This window comes from Novosphingobium sp. (assembly GCF_027489515.1).
Taxonomy (GTDB): Bacteria; Pseudomonadota; Alphaproteobacteria; order Sphingomonadales; family Sphingomonadaceae; genus Novosphingobium.
On the sequence record NZ_JAIXZS010000100.1, the window covers coordinates 1 to 23,077 of the forward strand.

Here is a 23,077-nt window from a genome sequence, read left to right on the forward strand (position 1 = left end):
ACAGTCGATGCCCTGTGGAAGGCCGTCGGATCAATCTGCGAACTCTACCATCCAGACGAATGCTGGAACTACCTCAAGGCAGCAGGATACGTTGCAGATTAAACGCACGACGCTCTAGCTCAGCAGGAACATCGCCGAGACGAGGATCATCACCGCCGTTGCTGCCCAGCCGCCGAGCTTGAGCAGCGGGGGCAGGGTGAGCCGGCCCATGACCTTTGGATTGCTTGCCGCGAGCATGGTCATGATCATCAGAGGCGGGGCCAGCAGCCCGTTGATCACTGCGGTCCAGTAGAGCGCCTGCATCGGATCGATGCCGATGAGGTTGAGCGCGACGCCGCCGAGCACCGCCACCACGATTGCGGCGTAGAACGCCTTGGCCTCGTGCGGCTTGCGGTCGAGCCCCTCGGTCCAGCCGAAGGTTTCGGACAGCGCATAAGCGGCTGATCCCGCAAGCACCGGCACGGCGAGCAGGCCGATCCCGATGATGCCCACCGCGAAGAGCAGGAAGCTGAGATCGCCCGCGATGGGCCGCAAGGCGCTCGCCGCCGCATCGGCGGACGCGACTTCGTTGATCCCGTGGGCATGGAGCGTGGCCGCTGTGGCGATCACGATGAACAGCGCAGTCACGCTCGTGACCCCCATGCCCAGAACCGTATCGGTGCGCATCCGGGCGAGGCCCGGACCGGCAGCGCGCGGGAACACGCCGAGCGGATGCTTGTGCAGCCGGTGCTGCTCCTCCACTTCCTGCCCGGCCTGCCAGAAGAACAGGTAGGGGCTGATCGTGGTGCCAAGCGCGGCGATCACGGCCATCGATGTCTGCCGGTCGAAGCTGAGCTGGGGCACCAGCACACCGCGCAGCACTTCGCTGGGCGAGAGCTGCGCGACGAACGGGACGAGGATATAGGCCAGCAGCGAGAGCGCCGACCATTTGAGGATGCGGGTGTAGCGCGCGTAGCTGACAAAGACCTCGAGCAGCACCGATATGCCGCCGAACAGCGCGACATAGAGCATCGTCGGCCCCGGCAGCAGCAGGTTCAGCGCTGCCGCCATCGCGCCAAGATCGGAGCCGAGGTTGATCGTGTTCGCCACCAGCAGCAGGACCACGGCAAACCACAGCACCGGCCGGGGATAGTGCCTCTTGAGGTTGTGCGCGATGCCATGTCCGGTCACCGCGCCGATGCGCGCGCAGATCAGCTGCGTCGCCACGAGCAGCGGATAGCTGAACACCATGATCCACGCGAGGCTGAAGCCGAACTGCGCGCCGACCTGGCTGTAGGTCCCGATCCCGCTCGGATCATCGTCTGCCGCGCCGGTGATCAGCCCGGGGCCGAGCACCTCGCCCCAGCTGCGCGCATCAGCTTCGGTGTGGCGTTCTTCGACCCGGGCGTCCTCGATGCTCATGGGTTCAGCGCATTGATGGCGGCATGAACGCGCGCCTCGATATCCTCACGCGGGAGGCCCGGCGGGATTTCCGCGCCGAAGCGGTAGCGGATCGTGCCTGAGCGCTTCCACAGGCGCTGGTAGAGCGGCCCGCTATCGACGGCCACCGGCACGACCGGCAGGCCCAGCATCTTGTAGAGCCCGGCAAAGCCGGCCTGGATCGCCGGACGGGTGCCATGGGCCACGCGGGTCCCTTCGGGAAAGATGATCAGCGGCCGCCCGTCCGCCGTCCAGCGCCGCGCTTCGGCAAGCATCGCCCTGAGCGCGCTGGCGCCGCGCGCGCGGTCCACCGCGATCAGCCCGTAGCGCGCGCCGATCGCGCCCCATAGCGGGATGCGCAGCAACTGCTCTTTCGCAAAGACCACGGGGAGGGGGTACATGTGGGGCAGTTCGATCGCCTCGAAAAAGGATTCGTGCTTGATCGCGTAGAGCACGCCCGAACGCGGCGTGAAGCCTTCGGATTCCACGGTGATGCCCAGCAGCAGGCGAACGCAGGTCCGGTGCCAAGTCGACCAAACCCGCACCACGTCCTTGTAGCGATCGCGGCCCAGCGGCAGGACGGCCAGCGCCACGAATACGAGCAGCACGGTGCCGCCATAGAACGCAGCGTAGAACGCGAGGCTGCGCAGAATGTCGCGCAGGCTTGGGGCAGCCTTGCCGTGGTGCGCCATGCGCTGCCCTACCACCCCGCCAGCCAGGCCAGCACGCGGGCAATAAGCTTGTTGTATTCGATGAACAGCGTTTTCATGCTTGGCCGCGAAGGCACGGCATCGGGCAGGATTTCCACGCCGCGCGGTGCCGCCATGGCAAGATCGAACTCGGCGCGACGCATGTGCCAGTCGGTCGTGACGAGGCGCACCGAGGTGATGTGTTCCGCCGCGATCCACCGGGCGGCCTCCAGCGCGTTGGAGCGGGTGTCAACGGATTCGAAGCCCAGCGTGACGCAGCAGGCCAGCAATTGCGGCGAAACCTCGTATTCTGCGGCAAATTCACCGGGCTTCACCTCGCTGGCGACGCCGGCGATGAGCGCCTTGCGCGCCTTGCCGGCACGCAGCACGTCGATCGCGCGCGGGATGCGTCCGCCCGCGCCGGTCAGCGCGATCACGCCGTCGGTCTTCTGCCCGCCTGCCGGGCGCGGCAGGGCGAGGGCAAACCACAGGAAGCCGAGCACCCATGCCAGCAGCATGGTTGCGCCGATGCGGCGAATAAGGCCGGGCGGCTTGCGCACGCGCGCCATGTCAGAGCATCCGCCTCAAGGCTGCGAGGACCGTCATGCGTGCGGTAAGCACCGCCAGCGCGATCCCCGCAAGCGGAATCGCTGCGATCACGATCCAGTCCTGCCAGTGCAGCACCGCGCCCGCGACCATGCCCGAGCCGAGCCCCGCGAACTGGCGTGACAGCGTGACGATGGTGACGACGCCGAACAGGAGGCCGACAAGCCCGCCCGCCGCCGCATCGAAGGCCATCGAGCGCTGGAACACGCGCGCGATCTGCTTGTCGGTGCCGCCCAGCATGTGGACGATCTCGATCGTTTCGCGGTGGTTGCCCAGCGCATTGCGCGAGGCGAGCAGTACGGCTGCGATGGTAGCAAGGGCCAGCAGCGCGATGAGGCCGCCCGCCAGCCACTGCAAGGTGCCGATGGCGGCAAACACCGGCGCCAGCCAGCCAGCCTGGGCATCGACCCGCGCCGATGGGGCGACCGGCACGGCCAGCGCGCGCAAGTGCGCCACCCGGTCCGCCGTTGCCGGCCCCTTGAGCCTCACATCGATCAGCGCCGGGATCGGCAAGGCCTCGACATCGTCGCCCGGCCGCGTGCCGAGCCACGGCTCGACCAGCGTGTTGAGGTCTTCCTGCGCGACTTGCTGCACGTTCGCGACTTCGGGCGCCTGCTTGAGGGCAGCCACCACGGCCGCGGCCTGGCGCAGCCGCTCGGCAGGGGCAGCGGTGACGATCTGCACCGTCACCCCGCCTTCGAGATCGGCACTGGCGGTCTGCGCAGCATTGCGCAGGGCAAGGCCGCTGGCAGCAGCGATGACAGTCATCGCGATCATGATCGCGATGACCCACGGCATCGGGCCGGAAAGTTGCGCCTCGGGCAGCAGGCGCGGATCGCTCGCCGCACCGTTGCCGCGCCACTGCCGCATAAGGGACGAAAGCAGGCCCATGCCCTTCAGCTCAAAGCGGGGCGGGCGCGCTGGCGCCGGTCGGGGTCTGGCGGCGCGGGGGATAGCGCAAGGCGCCGGTGGGATCGCTGAGGCGCCCCTTGTCGAGCCGCATGATCAGCGATTCCGGCACCTTGCGAATGAGGTGGACATCGTGGGTGGCGACCACCACCGTCGTGCCCAACCGGTTGAGGCTTTCGAACAGGCGCAGGAGCTTCAGCGCCATATCGGGATCGACGTTGCCGGTCGGTTCGTCGGCCACGAGCATGTCGGGCCGCGCGATCACCGCCCGCGCGATGGCGACACGCTGCTGCTCCCCGCCTGAAAGCGTGGCGGGCCGGACATGCTGCCGGTCTCCCAGCCCCACCCAATCGAGCATTTCGCCGACCGGGCGCACAATATCCCTCTCGCTCACCCCCGCAACCCTGAGCGGCAGCGCCACATTATCGAAGGCGGAGAGATGATCGACCAGCCGGAAATCCTGGAACACCACGCCGATGCGGCGGCGGAAGCCGGGCAGGCGTTCACGCGGCAGGGTGATCGCATCGGTGCCGAACAGCCGGATCAGCCCGCGCGAGGGGCGCTGCGCCAGATAGAGCAGCTTGAGCAGGCTGGTTTTCCCCGCGCCGCTCGCGCCGGTGAGGAAGTAGAAGCACCCCGGGTAAAGCGTGAACGAGACGTCGGCCAGGATTTCCTTGTCTGTTCCGTAGCGCAGCCCGACGTTGTCGAACTGGACGATTTCGGCGTCAGGCTGGCTCATGTCAGGCGATGCGGTCCCGGAGGGTGGTTGGCGCGCACGGGGCCGAGCGCGCTGCTTGCGGCGGCTATACGGCGCAATCGATGTGGAAAAAAGGGCAGGTGAGCACTTCTCCCCGCTTGCACCTATTGTTTCCCCTTATCCGCCCTGCTTAACCCGCCCTATGATTATTGCGTGCCCCGCCTGCTCGACGCGCTACGTCGTCCCCGACAGCGCGATCGGTGTGGAAGGGCGAACCGTGCGCTGCGCCAAGTGCCGGCACAGCTGGTTCCAGCACGGTCCCGATCTCCCGCCAAGGGAAGAGGCGGCCCCTTCACCGGTTTCGGCATCAGCGGTTGCGGCTGCGCCGACGGTTGCTTCGGAACCGGATGCTGAGACCGCGCCTGCTTCGCCGGAGCAGGTGCCGGAAACGGGGACCGAACAGGGGATCGAGCCGGTGCCGGAGCCGCCGGTCGTGCCGCGGCCGGTCATCCGCCCCGCCGCGCGTTCGGCAGACGAGAGCTTCGAGGACACCGCCTCGAGCTTCGATCACCAGCCGCCGTTTCGCCCGCGCCGCAACATGGCCAAGCTCTGGACCATCGCCGGAATCGGCTTTGCCGTACTGGTTGCGCTGCTGGTGGTGCTGGCCACGTGGCTCGGCCTGCCGCGCTGGCTGCCGACGGCCCATGCCACGTTCGGCGCAGGCAACCCGGATCTCGTGCTGGCGTTTCCCTCCGAACGGCAGGACCGGCGTACCTTGCCCAACGGCACCGAGTATTTCGGCGCGAGCGGGACAGTCACCAATGTCAGCAAGCAACCACAGGAAGTGCCGCCGATCCTGATCGTGCTGCGCGATGCCAAGGACAAGGTGGTCTACACTTGGGATGTCACCCCCCCGCGCGAGATGCTGAAGCCTGGCGAGAGCGTGACGATCAACGAAGCAGTGACCGACGTTCCCAAAAACGCAAAGGTCGCGGAGATCGGCTGGAAGCCGGAGTAAAAAAACGCCGCTAGGTTGTTGCGCGGCGCGGGGGGCTTTGCTAGGGGCGCCCCTCTACCCCGGCGGGGCCGCCTTTTTGCAAGGCAAAGCCCCGTTTCGATGTGCGGTCGTGGCGGAACTGGTAGACGCGCAACGTTGAGGTCGTTGTGGGCGAAAGCCCGTGGAAGTTCGAGTCTTCTCGACCGCACCAATCACCCAGCAGATCAAGCCGAGATCACCCCTTTGGGGGCACGAACGATGCGTTTTCACGCGCCGGCGGCGAGGAACAGGGCGAGGGCGGAGACCTCAGCGGCGGCGCCGGTTTGTCCTGATCCGCCGCTCCACAGCCCGTCGACCGGCTGGCTGCCTTCGCCGCTGAGTGCCCAGACCGCATCGCCGTTGCGCGTGAGCCATTCGCTGAGCTCGGTGCGATCAGGGCCATCGGGCATGGCTGCGACGAGATGGCCGAGATGGAAAACGAAGACGCCCTTGAACATTGGCCCGTCGGCACCGAGCCCGTCTGACGGCTCGGTGAGCAGGCCCTGCGGCGTGACCAGCGTGCGGGTGGCGGCAAGTGCGGTGCGCACCGCGATGGCGCGGTACTGCGGATCGCCGGTGATGGCGGTAAGATCGTTCAGCCCGCCGAGCAGTACACCCTGGTTGTAGGTGTAGCGCGGGGCGCCGTTGTTGCGGCACAGCGGATCGAGCCCGTCGTTGACCAGCCCGTCCGGCCCGATCATGCCCGAGGCGGCAAACCAGTCCCAGATGTGCAAGCTCCAATCGCGATAGGCCTGCTGGCCGGTGGCGCGGTAGAGGCGGGTTGCGGCGGTGAGCAGCAGTTCGTTGGTAATCGCGTTCTTGTAGCCGTGCCTGGGATCCCACCAGATCCCGCCGCCGCAGTGATCGTCCCAGTGGTCGGAGACGAGGCGGGTGAAGTTGGTGGCCGCCCACGCGAGCAGTTCGGGATCGTGGTCACTCTCCCAGGCATCGACGCTGGCGATCACGGCCCAGAGATCATCATCATTGAGATAGCGCCCGGCGCGGTTGCGCACGGCGGCGGCGATCTTTGCGGCCAAGCGCGTGTCTCCGGTGCGGCGCTGATAGTCGAGCAGGATCTGCGCGATCGGGAAGCGCTGCCAGTTCTCGCTCGCCTTCCAGCCATCGGCAGTGCCCCAGGTCTGCTCGAGCAGGGTGGCAGCGGCGGCGGCGCGCGATGACCAGGCGGGGGCCTGCGCACGGGCGGGTAGGCCCACGGAAAGGAGCAGCAGCGCGGCAATCGAGCCGAACGCGATCCGCATTCAGGCGGCCTCCCGCCTGCGCAGCAGTAGCGAGGCTGCGACCAGCACCGTCATCAGGCCGGCGAAGATCGCCGCGAGTTCGCGGTTATTCCACGCCATGGTCATGAGCGCGAGGCTGGCCATGCCGAGCGCGAAAGCGGGCGCGAAGGGATAGAGCGGCGCGCGGAAGGGGCGCACGAGATCGGGCTCGCTGCGACGCAGGCGGAACAGCGCGGCCATCGAGACGATGTACATGAGGAGCGCGCCGAACGCTGACAGCGTCACCACGCTGGCTGTCAGCGACTGGCCGGCGATGCTGATGAAAGCGTCGCTGTATATCGCGGCCACGCCGACCACGCCGCCCGCCAGCGTCGCCAGATGGGGCGTGCGGAAACGGGGATGCAGCCGCGCGAACAGGCCCGGCAGATAGCCCTCCCGCCCCAGCGCGAAGATCTGGCGGGCATAGCCCATGATGATCCCGTGGAACGAGGCGACGAGGCCGAACAGCCCGAGCCACACCAGCATGTGCAGCCACCCCGAAGAAGCGCCGACCGCGCGCTTCATCGCTTGCGGCAGCGGATCGTTGAGGCTTGAAAGCTCGGCCCAGCTGCCCGAACCGCCGGCGAACAGCATGACCCCGAAGGCGAGCGCTGTCAGCGTGAGAATGCCTGAGACATAAGCGGTGGGGATCGTCCGGCGCGGTTCCTTCGCCTCTTCCGCGGCCATGGCGACGCCTTCGATGGCAAGGAAGAACCAGATCGCGAAGGGCAGCGCCGCGACGATCCCGCCGACCGCCGCCATGCTGAAATGGTCCTGCCCGGCCCAGCCGCCGGCGAGGAAGTTCGACCAGCGGAAGGCGGGGAGGACGACGGCCATGAACACCAGGAGCTCCCCCACCGCGAGAAGCGTGACGACCACTTCGAAGCTGGCGGCGATCTGCACGCCGACAATGTTGAGCGCGATGAACAGGGCATAGGCGCCGAGCGCCGCGTGTTTGGGCTCAAGCCCCGGAAACTGCACGTGGAGATAGGCGCCGATGGCGAGGCTGATAGCGGGCGGCGCGAAAAGGAACTCGATCAGCGTGGCAAAGCCTGCCACCGCGCCGCCCACTGGCCCGAAGGCACGCAGGCCGTAGGCAAAGGGGCCGCCCGCGTGCGGGATCGCGGTCGTCAGCTCGGTGAATGAGAAGATGAAGGCGATGTACATTGCCGCCACGGCGGTGGTGGTGACAAGGAAGCCCAAGGTGCCCGCGCTTGCCCAGCCGTAGCTCCAGCCAAAGTATTCGCCAGAGATGACGAGCCCCACGGCAATCGCCCAGAGCTGGAACGGGCCGAGGCTCTTTTGCAGCTGGGGCTTGGTCATGTGCGGCTGGGGTCCTCGGCAGGCAGAGTGGGGGTCTGGTCGTCCTTCAGCGCGACACCGGAAAGTTCGCGCCGCAGCGCTTCCCGAAGCAGCCAGCCAAGCGTGCGGGCGGCGTCCTCGGGCGAGAGGCCGCCTGCGCCGTGAATGTTGGAGATGCAGTTGCGCTCGGCATCGGTACGGCCGATGCGCGGGGCGAAGGTCATGTAGATGCCGAGGCTGTCATGCACGCTGAGGCCGGGCCGCTCGCCAATGATCGTGACGCAGACGCGCGCGCCGAGTGCTTCGCCGATGGGATCGCCGAGCGCCACTCGCGCTTGCCGGGCGATCACGATGGGGCCGATGGTGAGGTCGCCAAGTTCGGCGGTGCAGGCCTGCACCAGCTCTGCAGCGCCTGCTTGCACGCCGGTTGCGGAGAGTCCGTCCGCGATGACGAAGACGACGTCGCAGTGCCCGGCAGCCTTGGCGAGCAGGGCGGCGGACCGGGCCGAAAGGCGGCGGCCGAGGTCTGGGCGCCTGAGATAGGCCGCGCGGTCAGGGGCATCGCTTTCGGCGTGGAGGACCGGCAGCGGCGCCAGCGCGGCCTCGAGCGCTGCGGTATCGAGCGCCGCATGCACCGCATCGCGTGCGCGGGCGTGGGCGAGCTGGAAATCGAGCACTTCCGCGAGCGGCAAGGCATGCCCGACGCGGCCGAGCGCGATGCGGGCGGGTGTTGTCCGCCGCAGCCTTGCCCAGAGTTCGCCGGTTGCGACCTCGCTCAAGAAATGGTCTCCGCCAAGCGGCGCACGAGGGGCGAGGCGCCGTCTGCCAGCGCGCGCAAGCTGCCATCGGGTGCGGCGATCCCGGCCTCGGCCAGCCACACCTCGAACTCTGGCGCTGCACGCAGGCCCATCACGCTGCGCAAGTAGAGCGCGTCGTGGTTGGAAAGGCTCTGGTAGGAGAGCATCACGTCGTCGCTGCCGGGCACGCAGATCAGGAAGCTGCACCCCGCCACGGTCAGCAGGGTCATCAGGCTGTCCATGTCGTCCTGATCGGCTTCGGCATGATTGGTGTAGCAGACGTCGCAGCCCATCGGCAGGCCGAGCAGCTTGCCGCAGAAATGGTCCTCGAGGCCGGCGCGGATGATCTGCTTGCCGTCGTAGAGGTATTCCGGCCCGATGAAGCCGACGACAGTGTTGACGAGCAGCGGATCGAACGCGCGGGCGACCGCATAGGCGCGCGCCTCCATCGTCTGCTGGTCGACGCCGTGATGCGCATTGGCGGAGAGGGCGGAGCCTTGGCCGGTCTCGAAGTACATCACGTTCTGGCCGACTGTCCCGCGCCCCAGTCCCAGTGCGGCGGCGTGGGCATCGCGCAGCACGGCAAGGTCGATGCCGAAGCCCGCATTCGCAGCCTCGCTCCCCGCGACCGACTGGAACACGAGATCGACCGGCGCGCCGCGCTCCATGATCGTCAGCGCGTTGGTCACATGGGTGAGCACGCAGGTCTGCGTCGGGATGGCATAGGCCTCTCGCAGTTCGTCGAGCATGCGGATGAGGGTGGTGGCGGCGGGCACGGAGTCGGTCGCGGGGTTCACGCCGATCACCGCATCGCCCACGCCGTGGAGCAAGCCATCGAGCACGGCGGCGGCAATGCCGCGCGGATCGTCCGCCGGGTGGTTGGGCTGGAGGCGGGTGGAGAGGCGGCCGGGAAGGCCGATGGTGCTGCGAAAGGCGGTCACCACACGGATCTTCTTCGCGACCGCGATCAGGTCCTGATTGCGCATCAGCTTGGAAACCGCTGCGGCCATTTCCGGCGTCACGCCGCGCGCGACGGCGGCGAGCGCGGCTTCGTCTGCCGCTTCACTCAGCAGCCAATCGCGAAAGCCGCCAACGGTGAGGTGGGCGATGGGCGCGAAGGCGGCGGCATCATGGCTGTCGATGATCAGCCGTGTGACCTCGTCGCTTTCGTAGGGGACAAGGGCCTCATTGAGGAACGTGGCGAGCGGGAGATCGGCGAGAACCCACCGCGCGGCCACCCGCCGTGTTGCGCTCGCGGCGGCGATGCCGGCGAGCTCGTCGCCCGACCGCGCCGGGCTTGCGGCGGCCAGCACGGCCTTCAGGTCCGCGAAGCTGTGTCGTTCGCCGCCAAGATCACTGGTAAACGGCAAGATCGCGAACCCTCCATGCCCCGGAGCGATGGTAAGCCGCGATCTTGCTGCATTGCAACGAGAGTTTGGGGCAAATCCCCGCTTCGGCCTTACTCGGGAATGCGCCAGCGGATCACGCCGGAATAGCGCCCGGCGACGAGATCGCCGTGTTCGTCGCGCGCCGGGGTGAAGCGGGCGCGCTGGGTGAGCCTTGCGCAGGTGGCAGCGTCGAGATCGGCAGAACCGCTCGATTGTGCGATCCGGCAATCGCGCACGCGCCCATCGGGGCTGATGGCCAGTTCGAAGCGCGTGGCGCCCTGATCGCCGCGCCGCAGGGCCGCAGCGGGGTAGTCCGCGTCCGAGACCCACTTGCCCGGCACACCAAGCGGCTGCGCAGCGCGCGCGGTGAAGCTGGGGCTGGGCGAGGGCCGGGGAAGCGGCGGCAGCGGCGGAAGCAGGGTTTCGTTGCCGTAGTCCGAGCCGCCCGTGGGTAGCGGGCCAAGTTCGATGGTCGTGTCCGGACCAGGCAGCGGTAGCGGCGTCGGGAGCGGGGCCGGCCGGGTCAGGGTCTTCTGCGCGGGCGTCTTGGGCTGGACCGTTGGCTCCGGGCGGGGCGGCGGCGGGGGTGGCATGTAGTTCCAGGACGGGAGCCAGTTCTTCTCGCGGATCGTGATGATCCCGCCAGCAAAGCCGGTGAGCAGCGCCACGGCCATTACGCCGTGCACGGCGCCAACTGCGCCTAGCGCCACGATCCGGCGCCGGTTGGTCTGAGCGGTAGTACCATAAGCCATCGCATGCTCTCCTCGGCTGTGCCGGACAGCCCGGGTTGCGGAGGGAGAGCAACGGGAACGAAACGAACAATCCCGATGCAAGCAACACGGGCCGTACGACGTTTGTATGGTATATCATTACCACGACAGGGAAGGTCTTGCGAGAAGAATCTCAACCGCATTGGTGGAGTTTTAAGTTGCCCCCTGCAACCGATCGAGGGCAACCGATCGAGGGCAACCGATCGGTTTCAGCTGCCGCCGTTGACGTAGTCCCACACCTTCGAGATCACCACCGAGCCTTCGCCCACGGCCGAGGCCACGCGCTTGACCGAACCCGAGCGGACATCGCCGACGGCGAAGATGCCGGGGTGCGAGGTGGCATAAGGCGAAGTGGCGCCGATCGCCGCCCCGGTCTTCACGAAGCCCTTGTCGTCCAGCTCGACAAGGCCGGAGAGCCATTCGGTGTTGGGCGCCGCGCCGACCATGATGAACAGCGCGCGCGTGGGGATATCGTGCGTCTCCCCTGTTTTCGCATCGCGCAGGGTCACGCCTTCGAGATGCGCGCCGCCGTGAAGCGCGATGACTTCGGAATTGTAATCGATCTGGATGGCAGGATCGGCCTCCAGCCGCTCGGACAGATAGCTCGACATCGACAGCGCGAGCGAGGGCCCGCGCACCACGACATGCGCGCAGCGCGCGGAGCGGCTGAGGTACATCGCCGCCTGCCCGGCCGAATTGCCGCCGCCAATGATGACAGCCTGCGTCCCCTTGCAATAGCGCGCCTCGATCTCGGTCGCGGCGTAGTAGATGCCCGCACCTTCGAATTCGGCAAGGCGCGGGATCGGCAGGCGGCGATACTGCACCCCGGTTGCCACGATCACCGCCTTGGCGCGCACCCGCTGCCCATTGTCGAAGGTGGCGCAGAACATGCCGTCGTCGAGCTCTTCAAGCGCCGTGACCCGGCGCGGCAGGGCAAAGCGTGTGCCGAACTTCATCGCCTGGACTTCGCCGCGCCAGACGAGGTCGCCGCCGGAAATGCCGGTGGGGAAGCCCATGTAGTTCTCGATCCGGCTGGAGGTGCCCGCCTGTCCGCCGATGGCAAGGTCCTCGATCACCAGCGCACAGAGCCCTTCGGCCCCGGCATAGACGCCTGCCGCGACGCCTGCCGGCCCGCCGCCGACGATGATCACGTCGAAGGCTTCGTCGTATTGCAGCTCGCGGTTGATGCCGAGGAGGTGCGCGATCTTGTCCGGGGTCGGGTCGGTCACCACGGTGTCGCGTCCGAAGATCACTGCCGGGGCCGAAGCGGTGAGCGAACAGGCCTGCGCGGCGGCAAGCGCTTCCTCGCTGCCGAGCTTCAGCGAGCGATAGGGGATGCGGTTGCGGCTGGCGAACTGGGCCACGCGGCGGACGGCGGCATCTTCGTCTTCGCCGATCAGCTGCAGCGAGCTGTCGCGCTCGTCAAGCTGGCGGCGGCGCCGCGCGGCGAGCACGGTGATCACGATATCCGACATTTCCGGGATCTGCGCCATGAGCGCCAGCATCGCCTCGCGCGGGACTTCGATCACCCGCGTATCCTGTGCTGCGCGCATGGCCATCGAGACGGTGCCGCCGCTGAGAAAGGAAATCTCGCCCATGAACTGCGTGGGGCCGAGCGTAGAGGGCAGGTGCCGCTCGTCGGTGATGGGATTGACGACCTCGATCTCGCCCTCCTCGACATAGGTGAAGGTGTCGGCGGGGTCTCCGGGCCGGGCCATGATGGTGCCGGCGGGGTAGGTCTTGATCGTGCCGGCGGCGCGCAGCGCCTCGACGTGGCTGGCATGAAGCGGGGTGCGCTGCATCGCGCGAAGATCGGCGCCAATCGATTCCATCTGGGTCGGTTCCTGCAGAGCGCCGGGCGGCGGTGGACACGCGGAGTCGCGTGGCACCAGCATACCGCAACGCCGCACTGCCGCGCTACAGCCGGTTGGCTGCAGGCGGCATTGCAGTGGCGGCCGATCAATGTGCTCCGCGCTGATCCACTTCGGCAGCCATGAAGGCGCGGATTTCGCCGGCGATCACATCGGCCTTCGTTTCAAGCGCGAAGTGGCCGGCATCGATCAGCCGCAGCTTCGCCTTGGGCAGATCGGTGGCAAAGGCCTCGGCCCCGGCGACGGTGAAGATCGGATCGTTCTTTCCCCAGACGACCAGCGTCGGGAACTGATGCTTGCGGAACGCTTCGTGGAACGCGGGATAGAGCGCGACGTTGGTCTGGTAGTTGGCGAACAGCGCCATTTGGACTTCGCGGTTGCCCGGCCGATCGAGGATCGCCTGGTCGTTCTCGATCGCATCGGGGTTGACGCGGTCGGCTTGCACCCCTGCGCTGTACTGGAAAGTCGTCAGCTTGCGGGTGAGGAAGGCGGCAGCCCCCTCGCGCGTTTCGGCGGTGTCGTTGGCCCAGAGCGCCTTGATCGGACCCCATGCGGGCGAGAGGCCGACGTCATAGGCATTGCCGTTCTGCACGATGAGCGCCGTGACCCGCTCCGGCTGGCGCAGCGCAAAGCGCAGCCCGACCGGCGCGCCATAGTCCTGGATATAGACCGCAAACTTCGTGACGCCGACAGCGCGGGTGAAATGGTCGACCGTCTCGTAAAGATGATCGAACGTATAGGCATAGTCGGCCGGGGCAGGCTGGGAGGAGTGACCAAAGCCCGGGTAATCGGGCGCGACGACATGATACCGGTCGGCGAGCAGCGGAATGAGATCGCGGAACATGTGGCTCGACGAGGGGAAGCCGTGGAGCAGCAGGATCGTCGGTTTGCGGGGATCACCGGCCTCGCGGTAGAAAATGTCGAGCCCGTCGACCTTGGCCGTCCGGTAGAACACCGGCTGCGCGGGAATGACATGGCTACCGGCGGGAGCCGGAGCAGCCGTGCGGGCCAGCGCCGGGAACGAGGCGACGACATTGACGGCGAGGACCGACGCAGAAACGGCGACAGTCAGGAGACGGGCTTTGATGGACATGAGGGCGGTCCTTGAAAAAACAGGGGTGGCGGGCGCCTGCCGGGAGGGGGGAAGCGAGGCGCCCGCCGGGGACGTCAGGCCGCGACGCGGGCGCTGACGACCGGGAAGTCGATTTCGGTCTGGAAGGCCGAATTGACGTAGTTGGTCCAGGTGTTGAGCGCGACGTGCTGGACAATCTCGAGCAGCTGCGCGTCGGTGTACCCGGCGGCGCGAACCGCTTCGACGTCAGCAGCGCCGACATGGCCGCGGGTCTTCACCAGCTGCACCGCGAAGCGCACCGCGGCATCGGCCTTGGGGTCGTTCGAGGCGCCGTTGCGGTTGGCGGTGATCTCGGCGTCATCGAGCCTGGAGAGGTTCTTGCCGAGGTAGGTGTGCGCCGAGAGGCAGTAGTCGCAGCCGTTGAGCTCGGCGACGGCCAGCGCGATCCGCTCGCGGGTCTGGGCGGGCACCTTGCCCTTGGCCAGCGCGCCGTTCATCGCGAGGTAGCCTTCGAGCGCGGCCGGGCTGGTGGAAACGAGGCGGTGGAGATTGGGCACGGTGCCGAGCGCCTTGTTCACCGCTTCGAGCAGCGGCTGCGCAGCTTCGGGGGCATCGGCGACAGTGGCGGGGGTGGGGATGCGTGACATTGGAGGGGGGACCTTTCGTTGGGGGCTGGCCGGGATCGGCCGGTGACCCCCAAGTAGGCCCTTCCGCTGGATGGCAGTATCCGCTACCCTGGCAATCCTCCCTTCCGAAAAACGGAAAGAACCCGATGGACCGTTTCGAGGCCATGCGCACCCTGCTCGCCGCAGTTGACGGCGGCAGCCTGTCAGCCGCCTCGCGCGCCTTGAACACGCCGCTGCCAACCGTCAGCCGCCGCGTCTCCGATCTCGAGGCGCATCTGGGTGCGCAGCTCCTCGTACGCACCAGCCGCAAGCTGATCCTGACCGAGGCGGGCGAGGCCTTTGTCGGTGCGGCACGGCGCTTGCTCGACGACCTCAGCGATGCCGAACGCGCCGCAAGCGGGGAGTATCGCGCGCCGCGCGGCGAACTTCTGGTCACGGCGCCGATCATGTTCGGCAAGCTCCACGTGGCGCCGGTCGTCCATGCATTCCTTGCGGCCTATCCCGATGTGACGGTGCGGCTCGTGCTTTCGGATTCGAACATCGATCTGGTCGAAGCCCACGTCGATGTGGCGGTGCGCGTGGGCCAGCTGCCGGACAGCGATCTGGTCGCGCGCAGGCTGGGCGATATTCGCTGGGTGCTGGTCGCCAGCCCTGAATACCTGGCCCGCTGCGGTGAGCCCGCGGAGCCCGAAGACCTCGCCAGCCACGATTGCATCGCGTTCGAGGGCCTCCAGACCCGCCGGGTATGGCGGATCGGTGCGGGAGCGGCCGCGCGCTCGGTCACGATCAGCCCGCGATATTCGGTCAGCACCGCCGATGCGGTGGTCGAGGCCGCCACCGCCGGGCTCGGGATCGCGCGGGTCATGTCGTATCAGGTGGCGAACTGCGTCGGGGCGGGTCGGCTCGTTCCGGTGCTGACGGATCAGGGCTCCGAGCCGGTGCCGGTGCATCTCGTCCATCGCCGACAGCGCAGCCAGCCCTTGAAGCTGCGTGCGTTCCTCGATTTCGTCGCGCCGCGGCTCAAGCTGGCCATTGACACCTGTGCCAATCGCTTCGCGTCGAGCCCATGCGATGGAGCGTGAGGCGCTCGATGCGCTGCTCCAGCGGATCCGCGCCTGCAGCGTCTGCGCGCCGCATCTGCCGCTGGGGCCCCGGCCGATCGTGCAGGCGGCACCCGGCGCCGCCATCCTGATCATCGGGCAGGCACCCGGCACCGCGGTCCATGCCTCGGGCATTCCCTGGGACGATCCCAGCGGAGACCGCCTGCGCGAATGGACAGGGCTCGACCGCGCGACGTTCTATGATCCGGGCAAGATCGCGCAGATGCCGATGGGCTTCTGCTATCCCGGCAAGGTTCCGGCCAAGGGCTCCGGCAGCGGCGGCGATGCTCCGCCCCGCCGCGAATGTGCGCCGTTGTGGCACGAACCGCTCAGGGCGCAGCTTGTCGCAGTACGGCTGACATTGCTGGTCGGCCAATATGCGCAGGCGACTTATGCGCCGGGGCGCAAGACAACCCTGACCGAGCGCGTCCGCGCAGCGGGAGCGAACCCGGCCGAACCGTTCGCCCTGCCCCATCCCAGTTGGCGCAGCACCATGTGGATGCGCCGCAATCCATGGTTCGAGGCAGACGTGCTACCGCTGCTTCGCGTGCGTGTGCGCGAGGCCCTGCGCGATTAGCCTACGGCGGCGATCATGCGCTCGCCAAGCCACCGTCCGAGCAGCGTGCCGGCGGTGGTGACCGCCGCTTCTTCGCCGAGCGAGGCCGCCAGCCGTTCGCACACCGCAGCAAAGCCTTGCCCGGCGGCCGACCACGCGAGCACATCGCGTTCGTGCGCCTCGGCACGGCGGAACACCGGCTCAAGGCCTTGCCGCCAGACCAGCAGCGCTGTGCCGCGCTCGGCCATTTCGGGGCCCGGCGGGGTTTCGCCGGTCGCGAGCGCCTGCCAGATCGCATCGGCGTTGGTGGCGATCGGCAGCACAAGCAGCGAAGGCACCGCGCGGATCACGGCGGTTTCCCAGTCGGCCACAGCCAGCGCTTCGGGGGCAAGCGGCTCGGCATCCGGGCTGACGAAGACCTGGCCGACGGTCCAGTCGATCAGCGCGATCTCGGCAACTTCGGGATCATCGGGCCAGAGCGTCGCGATGAAATCGGTGAAGTCCTCGCCATAGGCATCAAGCGTCCAGCTCGAGGGCGGGCGCGCATCGATATAGCGCGCCGCGGCCGCCTCGAACGCTTCGTCACCCAGCCACAGCACAAGGCGCTGGAAGGTCTCGGCGAGGCTGGAGACCAGCGCGGTGCGGTAGTTGTTCTGATAGACCAAAGTGCCCGGCCCGCCGCCGAGCGCGGCGGCGGCGCTGTCCTCGCCGGTTACCAGCCAGTCGCGGAAATCGCGTTGCAGGTTAAGGAGGCTCATGCCGCGATCCTTTCATCGGCGGCGATACCGCGCGCGATGTCCAGTTCGGCGCAGAGCTCCTCAAGCTCGGGGATATTGTCGTCGCGCTCGATCATCGTCGGCACAGGGCCGGCCAGCGCCACTGCGGCGCGATAGAGCGCCCAGACTTCCTCCGGCACCGGCTGGTCGTGCGTGTCGATCAGGAGGTGCTCGCCTTGAACATGCCCAGCGAGATGGATCTGCCCGACCGCGTGCATCGGAATACCGGCAAGATAATCGGCGGCGGCAAAGCCGTGGTTCACCGCGCTGACATGGATGTTGTTGACATCGAGCAGCAAGCCGCAGCCGGTGCGCTTCGTCATCTCCGCGAGGAATTGCCATTCGGTCATCGCACCGGGAAAGGCGATGTAACTCGAGGGATTTTCGAGCAGCATGCGGCGGCCCAGCGCCTCTTGCGCGCGGTCGATATTGCGGCAGACCACATCCAGCGCTTCCTCGGTATAGGGCAGCGGCAACAGGTCGTGCGAATTGAAGCCGTCTATCCGGGTCCAGCACAAGTGGTCCGAGACCACTGCGGGCTCCATCATGTCGACAAGGCGGCGAAGCTCCTTGAGGTAATCGTCCCTGAGGCCATCGGCCGAGCCGATCGAAAGCGAGACGCCGTGGAGCGCGAGGGGATAGTTGCGGCGCGCCTTCATCAGCGTATCGAGCGGCTTGCCGCCCGGGATCATGAAGTTTTCCGAGATCACCTCGATGAAATCGACGGGCGCGGTGCCCTCGATATAGGACCGGTAGTGCGGCCGGCGCATGCCGAGGCCAAAGCCGGTGAGGTGTTCGCTCATCAGGTTTCCCGCGAAAGAAGGCCGGGGCTCCCGGGGGCGCCGGGGAGGGGGAACGGCGCCGCTGGGCAGTAGGGACAGGAAGCCCCGGTCAGGTCAGGCCATAATCGGCTGGGAGGGTTGCCAGCCGATCCGGCAGTGTTTCAGGCGAGGTTTACTTGGGTTCGGTCAGGCTGCCGCCCTGCGCGGCGCAGGCGGCCTTGGTCAGCGCCTTGAAGCCCTGGCCCTTGCATTCGTTCTGGCCCTTGCAGCTGTGGGTGCCGGCGGCGCAGTCCGAGGTGCCCTTGCAGGTGTTCACGCCGTAGCAGTGGACAACTTCGGCGGACTTCGCCTTGGCGATCGCCGGGGCGGGGGCGACTGCCATGGCGGCAGCGATGAGGGCGGCGTTGGCAGCGATGGCGAGGCCGGTCTTGAGGGTGCTCATGGGTTTTCTCCGAATGGTGCGCCGGGATGGCATGGCTCTATTCGGATGCACCCACAGGCCGGTTACAGCCCACACACCCTTTTTTGCGCTGACCAAGGATCGCGCTTAGGCCCGATTGCGCATCAGCCATTCGCGAAACACGGTGAGGCCCTCCGGCAGATTGCTGCGACCGAAGCCGATGCGGAAATGGTCCTGCGGCACCGGGCCAAGCTCGGAATGATAGATGCTCGAGGGGAGCAGCAGCACCCCGGTTTCCTCGACCAGCCGCTCGGTGAAGCGCTCGACGCCGTCCTCGCCCTTGTAGCGGATGAAGGCGACGCAGCTGCCATCGGGGCGGCGCCAGTCGAACAGGTGCGGGAAATCGGCGAAGAAGCTGTCGAGCAGACCGAGGTTGCGGTGCGCCAGATCGCGGTTGCGCCCGACGATCGCCTCGCGCGCCTTGAGCGCGATTTCGGCGAACAGTTCGGACGGCGCCGAATTGCAGATCGAAAGGTAGTGCTTGTAGCGCTCGCAAGTCTGCAGGAACGCGCGGTCCTGGCAGGCGAGCCAGCCGATGCGCAGGCCGGGCAAGCCATAGCTCTTCGACATGACATTGAGCGACACGCCGCGTTCGTAGACATCGGCCACCTGCGGCACGCGCGCATCGCTGCGGTGCTCGATCAGGCGGTAGACTTCATCGCTGAACAGCCAGATCCCGCGTTCGCGGCAGAGCTCGATCAGCCCGGCGAAGGTTTCCTGCGAGGGGATCGCGCCGGTGGGGTTGTTGGGGAAGTTGATCGAGATGAGCTTCGTGTTGGGCCGCAGCGCCGCGCGCACGGCATCGAGATCGAGCGCCCAGTTCGCGTTCTCGTCGAGCGCAACCCCGGTGACCGCGCAGATCGAGAGCGGGATCGTCTCGGCCGACTGATAATTGGGTGTGATCACGATGCAGTGGTCCGCAGGCGTGAGCAGGACCTGCATGGCGACATAGATGCCCTCTTGCGCGCCCGCGAAGCACAGGAGCTGGTCCTCGTGGATCGTCTCGTATGTCTTGGCGATTTCGTGCAGCAGCGGCTCCGCGCCGAAGGTCTTTGTATAGCCGAGGTGAAGGTTGTCGAACCGTTCGCGATCAGCCGGCGAGGCATGGGCGAGCAATTGCGAAACCGTCATGCTCTGCGCGTCGGATGCGGTCAGATGATACTTCGCGGCGAATTCCCACTTCGAGAAGTATACCTCCAGCGCAAAGTTCCGCACGGGCCGATTGTCCTTTCAACACGGTGATTTGTTCGGCGCCTCCCTAGGATCTGTAGCCCGCGGGGTCCAGCCGCGCGGAAAAAATGCTGCGCCCCTGTAACCGCGATTGTGCAGGCGGCGAACTGTTCAACGTGGCCGGCGCGAACACTTCCGGACACGGGCCAAAGGCGGCAAACCGCGCGCCCGGCCTCTGATGATCCTCGTTTCCAACCCTGTGATTCAACCGCTTTTGAAGGAATTCGTCATGAAGATTGCTGCAACCGCTTTCGCTGCCTCGATCGCTCTCGGCCTTGCTGCCGGTGCCGCACACGCCGCCGATGCCAAGCCCGCCATGGAAAAGTGCTACGGCGTCGCCAAGGCCGGCAAGAACGAGTGCGCCGCAGGCGCGGGCACCAGCTGCGCCGGTACCTCGAAGGTCGATTATCAGGGCAACGCCTGGACGCTGGTCAAGGCCGGCACCTGCACCTCGATCAAGACGCCCAAGGGCAACGGCTCGCTCACGCCCAAGGCGCACTGAGCACGGCGGGGCGCTTCGGCTGACCGGGGCGCCCACCGGCTTTTTCAAGGTATCCGCCCATGACCGCTCTCGTATCCGTCTATAACCGGCTGGCCGAGCTGACCGGGCGACTGCTGCCCGAATCCCTGCTGCTGCTGGCGGCGCGGCTTGGCATCGCAGCGGTGTTCTTCCAGTCAGGGCGAACCAAGGTCGAAGGGTTGCTGACGATCACCGACAGCACCTACTACCTGTTCGAAACCGACTACAAACTGCCGTTCGTGCCCCCGCATCTGGCCGCCCACATGGCGACCTATTCGGAGCACCTCTTTCCGATCCTGCTGTTCCTCGGCCTCGGCACGCGCTTCGGCGCGCTGGGCCTCCTCGGCATGACCACCGTGATCGAGGTCTTCGTCTATCCCGATGCCTGGCCGACGCACCTGAGCTGGGCGGCACTTCTCCTGCCGCTCATCGCCAAGGGCGGTGGAGCACTCTCGCTCGACCGTCTGCTGCGCCGGGGCTGAAACCCGCGCCGCCTGCTCCGCGCAGCGACCGGTCTGTATTCCTAGCGGCATGCGGGCCGGTCTTGCGGGGCGCTGGCAAAGATGCAACGGAATCGGGTGTCGGCTGCCGTATCGTGCGGCATGCCGCTCCCGGCCGTCTTTTTCCCTGGCGCGGCGGTGCAGAGAAGGACCTGTCATGCCCCCCGATCGAGACGATCCCGGCATCGATCAGACGATCGCGGCGCTGGTTGGCGATCTGTCGCCGGTGGTGCCGGTGCGCGTGTGGCGCGGCGTTGCAGCAGGGCTTCTCCTGACCGGGCTGGCTGTGCTGGCCGTGTGGCTGATCCTGGGTCTGCGCGCCGACGTACTTGCCCTTCATCCGGCGCCCGTAATGATCGCACGGGGCGCGATCCTGCTTGCGGGCGGGCTTGCCATGCTGGTCGCGGCCTTGCGCGCCGGTGTTCCGGGCCGCGCCGATGGCGGCGCGGCGCTTGTCGGCACCCTGCTCCTTGGCCTGCTGCCGATCGGCCTGATGGGCCTGCTGATGAGCAGTATCATGGCCGGCAAGCGCATGCCGTTCGAAGAAGCCACGCCCTTTGACATCGCCCGCTGCTTTGCCGTCGCGCTGGCGACGGCGCTGCTGGTGGGGGCCGGCCTCGTGATGTGGCTGCGCCGCGCGGCGCCCACCGATCTCGCCCGTTCGGGCTGGCTGACCGGCTGGGCAGCCGCCGCGCTCGGCACGTTCGCCTATAGCCTGTTCTGTCCCTCGGGCACGATGGCCTTTGCGGCCGTCGTCTATCCTGCGGCGATGCTGCTTGCAGCCACGGTCATCCGCCTCGCGGTGCCGCCACTGCTGCGCTGGTAGGGTTCAGGCTTCGCGCAGCGCGGCAAGCACCTCGGCCGGTTCCGCGCGTTCGCGAAAATCGACGTTGGTATAGGCGAACCGCACGCGCCCGGCGGGATCGATGGCAAATGTCGCGGGAACCGGCAGGAAGCCGCTCGGCGAGCCATAGAGCTCATGCATGTTGATGCCGGCCTTGCTGTAGAAATCGAGCAGCGGATCACCGGCAAAGAACGTGAGACCCAGCGAGAGCGCAACGCCGTGGTCGACATCGCAGAGCACTTCCGCAACTTCCGCATGGGGTGACGCTGCGAGCAGGGCGCCCAGCGCGCGCGCACCGCCGCCGGTCTCGCCCGTGATCTCGACAAAGCGCACCCCGGCGTTGGCCAGATCGGGCAGCATCGCCGCCCAGGCCGAAACCTCGTGCACGCAATAAGGGCACCAGCGGCCCCGGCTGAAATTGACGATCACCGGCCCGGCATCGAGCAGATCACCCAGCCGGCAATAGCTGCCGGATGCGGTCGGCAAGGAGAAATCCGGAAACATCTCCCCCACCTTGGGCGCGGCCGCACCCACGCCGGCTTCGCGCAGCGCGATCACGATCTCGTCAAAGAACGGACCAAGGTCAGGGTTGCGGCGCCGGATCTGCGCAAGCTGCGGCGCCAGCGATGCGGAAGGAGGGGAAGGAAGGTCCATTACGGTCTCATAGGAGTGATTGCCGCGCAGAGGAAACGCCCTCCGGTGCATCGAGTCCATGCGCAGTCCCTATGGTTCCGGCATCAGATCGGTGCCATTGGCAAGGGCCCAGTCCTGCGCGCGGGCGACGCGCAAAAAGGCCTCGGCGGCAACCGAGCGGCGTCTCCCCGCGACCGAGGCAAGCACGAAACGCGCCTCGACCGGTCCGAACGGCAACTCGGTTGCGGCAAGCGGCGGCGCGGCAAGGCTGCGCGGGGTCCAGCCGCAGCCGAGCCCGGCCTGCACCATCTGGCGCAGCTGCACGGCCCCCTGGGCCTGGTGCCGCACTTCGATCGCGGCACCGGCCTGCGTCGCGATCCGCGCAAGCGCGGCACAGCCATCGCCGGCAAGATCGATCCAGGCTTCGTCTTCGAGCACAGCCGGCGCGGTGGGCGGGGCGGTGGCAAAGGGGTGGTCCGCCCGCGTGACGATGCACCAGGCGTCCGCGAACAGCGGCCAGCAATCGAGCCGCTCGGGTGCTTCGTCCGGCATTTCGACGATGATAAGGTCGAGCGAACCGGACATGGCCAGTTCGACGAGTTCGCGCGAGGAGCCGCTGGCCAGCGCCAGTTCGAGCCCGGCAAGGCTTCTGCCGAGCTCTCCCAGCACACGTTCCAGCGTCGCATGCTCAACCGTCCGCGCGACGCCGAGTGCGAGCGGGGCGATTTCCGCCCGGCCCATGCCGCGCGCCATCTGCTTGGCAGTCTGTGCAGCCTCGAAGCTGCGTTCGAGATGCGGCAGCATCGCCTTGCCGAGTTCGGTGAGGTGGGTGCGCGCGCGCTCGCGGCGAAACAGCGGCGCGCCGAATTCGTCTTCCAGCTTCTGGATCGCCTTGGTCAGCGAAGGCTGCGAGACGTTGCATTCGATGGCGGCGCGCGTGAAGTTCAGCAGGCGTGCTGCGGCCAGGAAGTACCGGACCTGATGCATTTCCATGGCTGCGCTGCCCTGTGCCTGCAATCACCGAGCGCTACCGGCATGGCCGGCACCGCTCGAACACCGCAAAAGTCAAAGATGTCGGCTGTTCGACCTGACAACAATGAGCGTCAACGATGCCTGTCGCAAGCGTTGTAACCAACATATGATCTATCCACGAACTGCATGGAACAGGGCAAAAACAGACCGGAATGGTGCTTTGTCCGCATCGACCAATCGTGCAG

At 67.3% G+C, this 23,077-nt stretch carries 25 protein-coding genes, 1 tRNA gene and 1 pseudogene; 8 read left to right on the forward strand and 19 right to left on the reverse strand.

All coding sequences use genetic code 11. The features are described 5' to 3' along the window. Positions 1-102, forward strand: a pseudogene (locus Q0082_RS17160) (IS630 family transposase); the annotation flags it as partial. A 12-nt stretch (positions 103-114) separates the two neighbouring features. Here the strand turns inward: Q0082_RS17160 and Q0082_RS17165 are convergent. The 5 genes from Q0082_RS17165 to ftsE are packed head-to-tail and all read right to left on the reverse strand — an operon-like array spanning position 115 to position 4,362. Then, positions 115-1,401 carry a divalent metal cation transporter gene (locus Q0082_RS17165; RefSeq protein WP_298194829.1) on the reverse strand — a complete coding sequence of 429 codons (1,287 nt, stop codon included), beginning with the start codon at positions 1,399-1,401 and terminating at the stop codon, positions 115-117. Further along, a complete protein-coding gene (locus Q0082_RS17170) occupies positions 1,398-2,111 on the reverse strand; it encodes a lysophospholipid acyltransferase family protein (protein WP_298194830.1) in 714 nt (237 codons plus the stop codon). Before Q0082_RS17170 ends, Q0082_RS17165 begins: the two co-directional genes overlap by 4 nt. An 8-nt stretch (positions 2,112-2,119) precedes the next feature. Beyond that, the gene (locus Q0082_RS17175) at positions 2,120-2,677 is read right to left on the reverse strand and encodes a YdcF family protein (protein ID WP_298194831.1); all 558 of its coding nucleotides are present in this window, start codon (positions 2,675-2,677) and stop codon (positions 2,120-2,122) included. 1 nt (position 2,678) lies between these two features. After that, on the reverse strand, positions 2,679-3,584 hold the full coding sequence (locus Q0082_RS17180) for a cell division protein (RefSeq protein ID WP_298194832.1): 906 nt from the start codon (positions 3,582-3,584) through the stop codon (positions 2,679-2,681). A 31-nt stretch (positions 3,585-3,615) separates the two neighbouring features. Then, a complete protein-coding gene (gene ftsE, locus Q0082_RS17185) occupies positions 3,616-4,362 on the reverse strand; it encodes a cell division ATP-binding protein FtsE (protein WP_298194833.1) in 747 nt (248 codons plus the stop codon). Positions 4,363-4,522: 160 nt separating this feature from the next. On the opposite strand from ftsE, the gene Q0082_RS17190 reads away from it, so the two are divergent. Both Q0082_RS17190 and Q0082_RS17195 read left to right on the forward strand, forming a co-directional pair. Further along, positions 4,523-5,338, forward strand: coding sequence for an MJ0042-type zinc finger domain-containing protein (locus tag Q0082_RS17190; protein WP_298194834.1), 816 nt, complete (start codon positions 4,523-4,525; stop codon positions 5,336-5,338). A gap of 103 nt (positions 5,339-5,441) precedes the next feature. After that, positions 5,442-5,528: transfer RNA gene (locus Q0082_RS17195), tRNA-Leu, on the forward strand. 55 nt (positions 5,529-5,583) lie between these two features. On the opposite strand, the gene Q0082_RS17200 is transcribed toward Q0082_RS17195, so the two are convergent. The 8 genes from Q0082_RS17200 to Q0082_RS17235 form a co-directional block, all read right to left on the reverse strand. Further along, a complete protein-coding gene (locus Q0082_RS17200) occupies positions 5,584-6,615 on the reverse strand; it encodes a glycoside hydrolase family 76 protein (RefSeq protein WP_298194835.1) in 1,032 nt (343 codons plus the stop codon). Further along, entirely contained in the window at positions 6,616-7,956 is a 1,341-nt protein-coding gene (eat, locus tag Q0082_RS17205; RefSeq protein WP_298194836.1) for an ethanolamine permease, read from the reverse strand. Continuing rightward, the gene (eutC, locus tag Q0082_RS17210) at positions 7,953-8,714 is read right to left on the reverse strand and encodes an ethanolamine ammonia-lyase subunit EutC (RefSeq protein WP_298194837.1); all 762 of its coding nucleotides are present in this window, start codon (positions 8,712-8,714) and stop codon (positions 7,953-7,955) included. Before eutC ends, eat begins: the two co-directional genes overlap by 4 nt. Then, positions 8,711-10,102, reverse strand: a complete 1,392-nt coding sequence (locus tag Q0082_RS17215) for an ethanolamine ammonia-lyase subunit EutB (protein ID WP_298194838.1) — start codon at positions 10,100-10,102, stop codon at positions 8,711-8,713. Before Q0082_RS17215 ends, eutC begins: the two co-directional genes overlap by 4 nt. An 89-nt stretch (positions 10,103-10,191) precedes the next feature. Then, positions 10,192-10,872, reverse strand: coding sequence for an energy transducer TonB (locus Q0082_RS17220; protein ID WP_298194839.1), 681 nt, complete (start codon positions 10,870-10,872; stop codon positions 10,192-10,194). 227 nt (positions 10,873-11,099) lie between these two features. Beyond that, positions 11,100-12,722 (reverse strand): FAD-dependent oxidoreductase, encoded by a 1,623-nt coding sequence (locus Q0082_RS17225; RefSeq protein ID WP_298194840.1) that lies wholly within the window; start codon positions 12,720-12,722, stop codon positions 11,100-11,102. 127 nt (positions 12,723-12,849) lie between these two features. Beyond that, complete coding sequence (locus Q0082_RS17230; protein WP_298194841.1) at positions 12,850-13,854, reverse strand: alpha/beta fold hydrolase; 1,005 nt, start codon at positions 13,852-13,854, stop codon at positions 12,850-12,852. A gap of 74 nt (positions 13,855-13,928) precedes the next feature. Continuing rightward, positions 13,929-14,480 carry a peroxidase-related enzyme gene (locus Q0082_RS17235; protein WP_298194842.1) on the reverse strand — a complete coding sequence of 184 codons (552 nt, stop codon included), beginning with the start codon at positions 14,478-14,480 and terminating at the stop codon, positions 13,929-13,931. Between the two features lie 125 nt (positions 14,481-14,605). On the opposite strand from Q0082_RS17235, the gene Q0082_RS17240 reads away from it, so the two are divergent. Both Q0082_RS17240 and Q0082_RS17245 read left to right on the forward strand, forming a co-directional pair. After that, the gene (locus Q0082_RS17240; protein WP_298194843.1) at positions 14,606-15,541 is read left to right on the forward strand and encodes a LysR family transcriptional regulator; all 936 of its coding nucleotides are present in this window, start codon (positions 14,606-14,608) and stop codon (positions 15,539-15,541) included. Next, positions 15,531-16,136: a uracil-DNA glycosylase family protein gene (locus Q0082_RS17245; protein ID WP_298194844.1), complete on the forward strand. Its 606-nt coding sequence runs from the start codon at positions 15,531-15,533 to the stop codon at positions 16,134-16,136. Before Q0082_RS17240 ends, Q0082_RS17245 begins: the two co-directional genes overlap by 11 nt. Here the strand turns inward: Q0082_RS17245 and Q0082_RS17250 are convergent. The 4 genes from Q0082_RS17250 to Q0082_RS17265 form a co-directional block, all read right to left on the reverse strand. Further along, positions 16,133-16,873, reverse strand: a complete 741-nt coding sequence (locus Q0082_RS17250; RefSeq protein ID WP_298194845.1) for a DNA-binding domain-containing protein — start codon at positions 16,871-16,873, stop codon at positions 16,133-16,135. The two genes, Q0082_RS17245 and Q0082_RS17250, sit on opposite strands and share 4 nt — an antisense overlap. After that, on the reverse strand, positions 16,870-17,694 hold the full coding sequence (locus Q0082_RS17255; RefSeq protein WP_298194846.1) for a DUF692 domain-containing protein: 825 nt from the start codon (positions 17,692-17,694) through the stop codon (positions 16,870-16,872). The genes Q0082_RS17250 and Q0082_RS17255 overlap by 4 nt, the downstream gene beginning before the upstream one ends. Before the next feature lie 151 nt (positions 17,695-17,845). Then, positions 17,846-18,115: a hypothetical protein gene (locus tag Q0082_RS17260; protein ID WP_298194847.1), complete on the reverse strand. Its 270-nt coding sequence runs from the start codon at positions 18,113-18,115 to the stop codon at positions 17,846-17,848. A 105-nt stretch (positions 18,116-18,220) separates the two neighbouring features. Beyond that, positions 18,221-19,348: an aminotransferase class I/II-fold pyridoxal phosphate-dependent enzyme gene (locus tag Q0082_RS17265; RefSeq protein ID WP_298194848.1), complete on the reverse strand. Its 1,128-nt coding sequence runs from the start codon at positions 19,346-19,348 to the stop codon at positions 18,221-18,223. A 244-nt stretch (positions 19,349-19,592) separates the two neighbouring features. Here Q0082_RS17265 and Q0082_RS17270 point away from each other — a divergent pair, with 244 nt between their 5' ends. The 3 genes from Q0082_RS17270 to Q0082_RS17280 all read left to right on the forward strand — a co-directional run bounded on the left by Q0082_RS17270 (position 19,593) and on the right by Q0082_RS17280 (position 21,209). Then, positions 19,593-19,865: a DUF2282 domain-containing protein gene (locus tag Q0082_RS17270; protein ID WP_298194849.1), complete on the forward strand. Its 273-nt coding sequence runs from the start codon at positions 19,593-19,595 to the stop codon at positions 19,863-19,865. A 59-nt stretch (positions 19,866-19,924) separates the two neighbouring features. Continuing rightward, positions 19,925-20,365 carry a DoxX family protein gene (locus Q0082_RS17275; protein WP_298194850.1) on the forward strand — a complete coding sequence of 147 codons (441 nt, stop codon included), beginning with the start codon at positions 19,925-19,927 and terminating at the stop codon, positions 20,363-20,365. Positions 20,366-20,540: 175 nt separating this feature from the next. Beyond that, on the forward strand, positions 20,541-21,209 hold the full coding sequence (locus Q0082_RS17280; protein WP_298194851.1) for an NrsF family protein: 669 nt from the start codon (positions 20,541-20,543) through the stop codon (positions 21,207-21,209). A 3-nt stretch (positions 21,210-21,212) separates the two neighbouring features. Here the strand turns inward: Q0082_RS17280 and Q0082_RS17285 are convergent, their stop codons facing one another. Then, complete coding sequence (locus Q0082_RS17285) at positions 21,213-21,881, reverse strand: redoxin domain-containing protein (RefSeq protein ID WP_298194852.1); 669 nt, start codon at positions 21,879-21,881, stop codon at positions 21,213-21,215. A 69-nt stretch (positions 21,882-21,950) separates the two neighbouring features. Further along, the gene (locus Q0082_RS17290; protein ID WP_298194853.1) at positions 21,951-22,853 is read right to left on the reverse strand and encodes a LysR family transcriptional regulator; all 903 of its coding nucleotides are present in this window, start codon (positions 22,851-22,853) and stop codon (positions 21,951-21,953) included. Positions 22,854-23,077: the final 224 nt, after the last annotated feature.

What these genes read in the sequence shown, in the direction of transcription:
- Q0082_RS17230 (WP_298194841.1), bottom strand. Translation starts at nt 13,854, where the DNA reads ATGTCCATCAAAGCCCGTCTCCTGACTGTCGCCGTTTCTGCGTCGGTC.
- eat (WP_298194836.1), bottom strand. Translation starts at nt 7,956, where the DNA reads ATGACCAAGCCCCAGCTGCAAAAGAGCCTCGGCCCGTTCCAGCTCTGG.
- Q0082_RS17225 (WP_298194840.1), bottom strand. Translation starts at nt 12,722, where the DNA reads ATGGAATCGATTGGCGCCGATCTTCGCGCGATGCAGCGCACCCCGCTT.
- Q0082_RS17235 (WP_298194842.1), bottom strand. Translation starts at nt 14,480, where the DNA reads ATGTCACGCATCCCCACCCCCGCCACTGTCGCCGATGCCCCCGAAGCT.
- Q0082_RS17180 (WP_298194832.1), bottom strand. Translation starts at nt 3,584, where the DNA reads ATGCGGCAGTGGCGCGGCAACGGTGCGGCGAGCGATCCGCGCCTGCTG.
- Q0082_RS17170 (WP_298194830.1), bottom strand. Translation starts at nt 2,111, where the DNA reads ATGGCGCACCACGGCAAGGCTGCCCCAAGCCTGCGCGACATTCTGCGC.
- Q0082_RS17165 (WP_298194829.1), bottom strand. Translation starts at nt 1,401, where the DNA reads ATGAGCATCGAGGACGCCCGGGTCGAAGAACGCCACACCGAAGCTGAT.
- Q0082_RS17275 (WP_298194850.1), top strand. Translation starts at nt 19,925, where the DNA reads ATGACCGCTCTCGTATCCGTCTATAACCGGCTGGCCGAGCTGACCGGG.
- Q0082_RS17285 (WP_298194852.1), bottom strand. Translation starts at nt 21,881, where the DNA reads ATGGACCTTCCTTCCCCTCCTTCCGCATCGCTGGCGCCGCAGCTTGCG.
- Q0082_RS17255 (WP_298194846.1), bottom strand. Translation starts at nt 17,694, where the DNA reads ATGAGCGAACACCTCACCGGCTTTGGCCTCGGCATGCGCCGGCCGCAC.
- Q0082_RS17190 (WP_298194834.1), top strand. Translation starts at nt 4,523, where the DNA reads ATGATTATTGCGTGCCCCGCCTGCTCGACGCGCTACGTCGTCCCCGAC.
- ftsE (WP_298194833.1), bottom strand. Translation starts at nt 4,362, where the DNA reads ATGAGCCAGCCTGACGCCGAAATCGTCCAGTTCGACAACGTCGGGCTG.
- Q0082_RS17260 (WP_298194847.1), bottom strand. Translation starts at nt 18,115, where the DNA reads ATGAGCACCCTCAAGACCGGCCTCGCCATCGCTGCCAACGCCGCCCTC.
- Q0082_RS17240 (WP_298194843.1), top strand. Translation starts at nt 14,606, where the DNA reads ATGGACCGTTTCGAGGCCATGCGCACCCTGCTCGCCGCAGTTGACGGC.
- Q0082_RS17200 (WP_298194835.1), bottom strand. Translation starts at nt 6,615, where the DNA reads ATGCGGATCGCGTTCGGCTCGATTGCCGCGCTGCTGCTCCTTTCCGTG.
- Q0082_RS17245 (WP_298194844.1), top strand. Translation starts at nt 15,531, where the DNA reads ATGGAGCGTGAGGCGCTCGATGCGCTGCTCCAGCGGATCCGCGCCTGC.
- Q0082_RS17280 (WP_298194851.1), top strand. Translation starts at nt 20,541, where the DNA reads ATGCCCCCCGATCGAGACGATCCCGGCATCGATCAGACGATCGCGGCG.
- Q0082_RS17270 (WP_298194849.1), top strand. Translation starts at nt 19,593, where the DNA reads ATGAAGATTGCTGCAACCGCTTTCGCTGCCTCGATCGCTCTCGGCCTT.
- Q0082_RS17220 (WP_298194839.1), bottom strand. Translation starts at nt 10,872, where the DNA reads ATGGCTTATGGTACTACCGCTCAGACCAACCGGCGCCGGATCGTGGCG.
- Q0082_RS17250 (WP_298194845.1), bottom strand. Translation starts at nt 16,873, where the DNA reads ATGAGCCTCCTTAACCTGCAACGCGATTTCCGCGACTGGCTGGTAACC.
- Q0082_RS17175 (WP_298194831.1), bottom strand. Translation starts at nt 2,677, where the DNA reads ATGGCGCGCGTGCGCAAGCCGCCCGGCCTTATTCGCCGCATCGGCGCA.
- Q0082_RS17290 (WP_298194853.1), bottom strand. Translation starts at nt 22,853, where the DNA reads ATGGAAATGCATCAGGTCCGGTACTTCCTGGCCGCAGCACGCCTGCTG.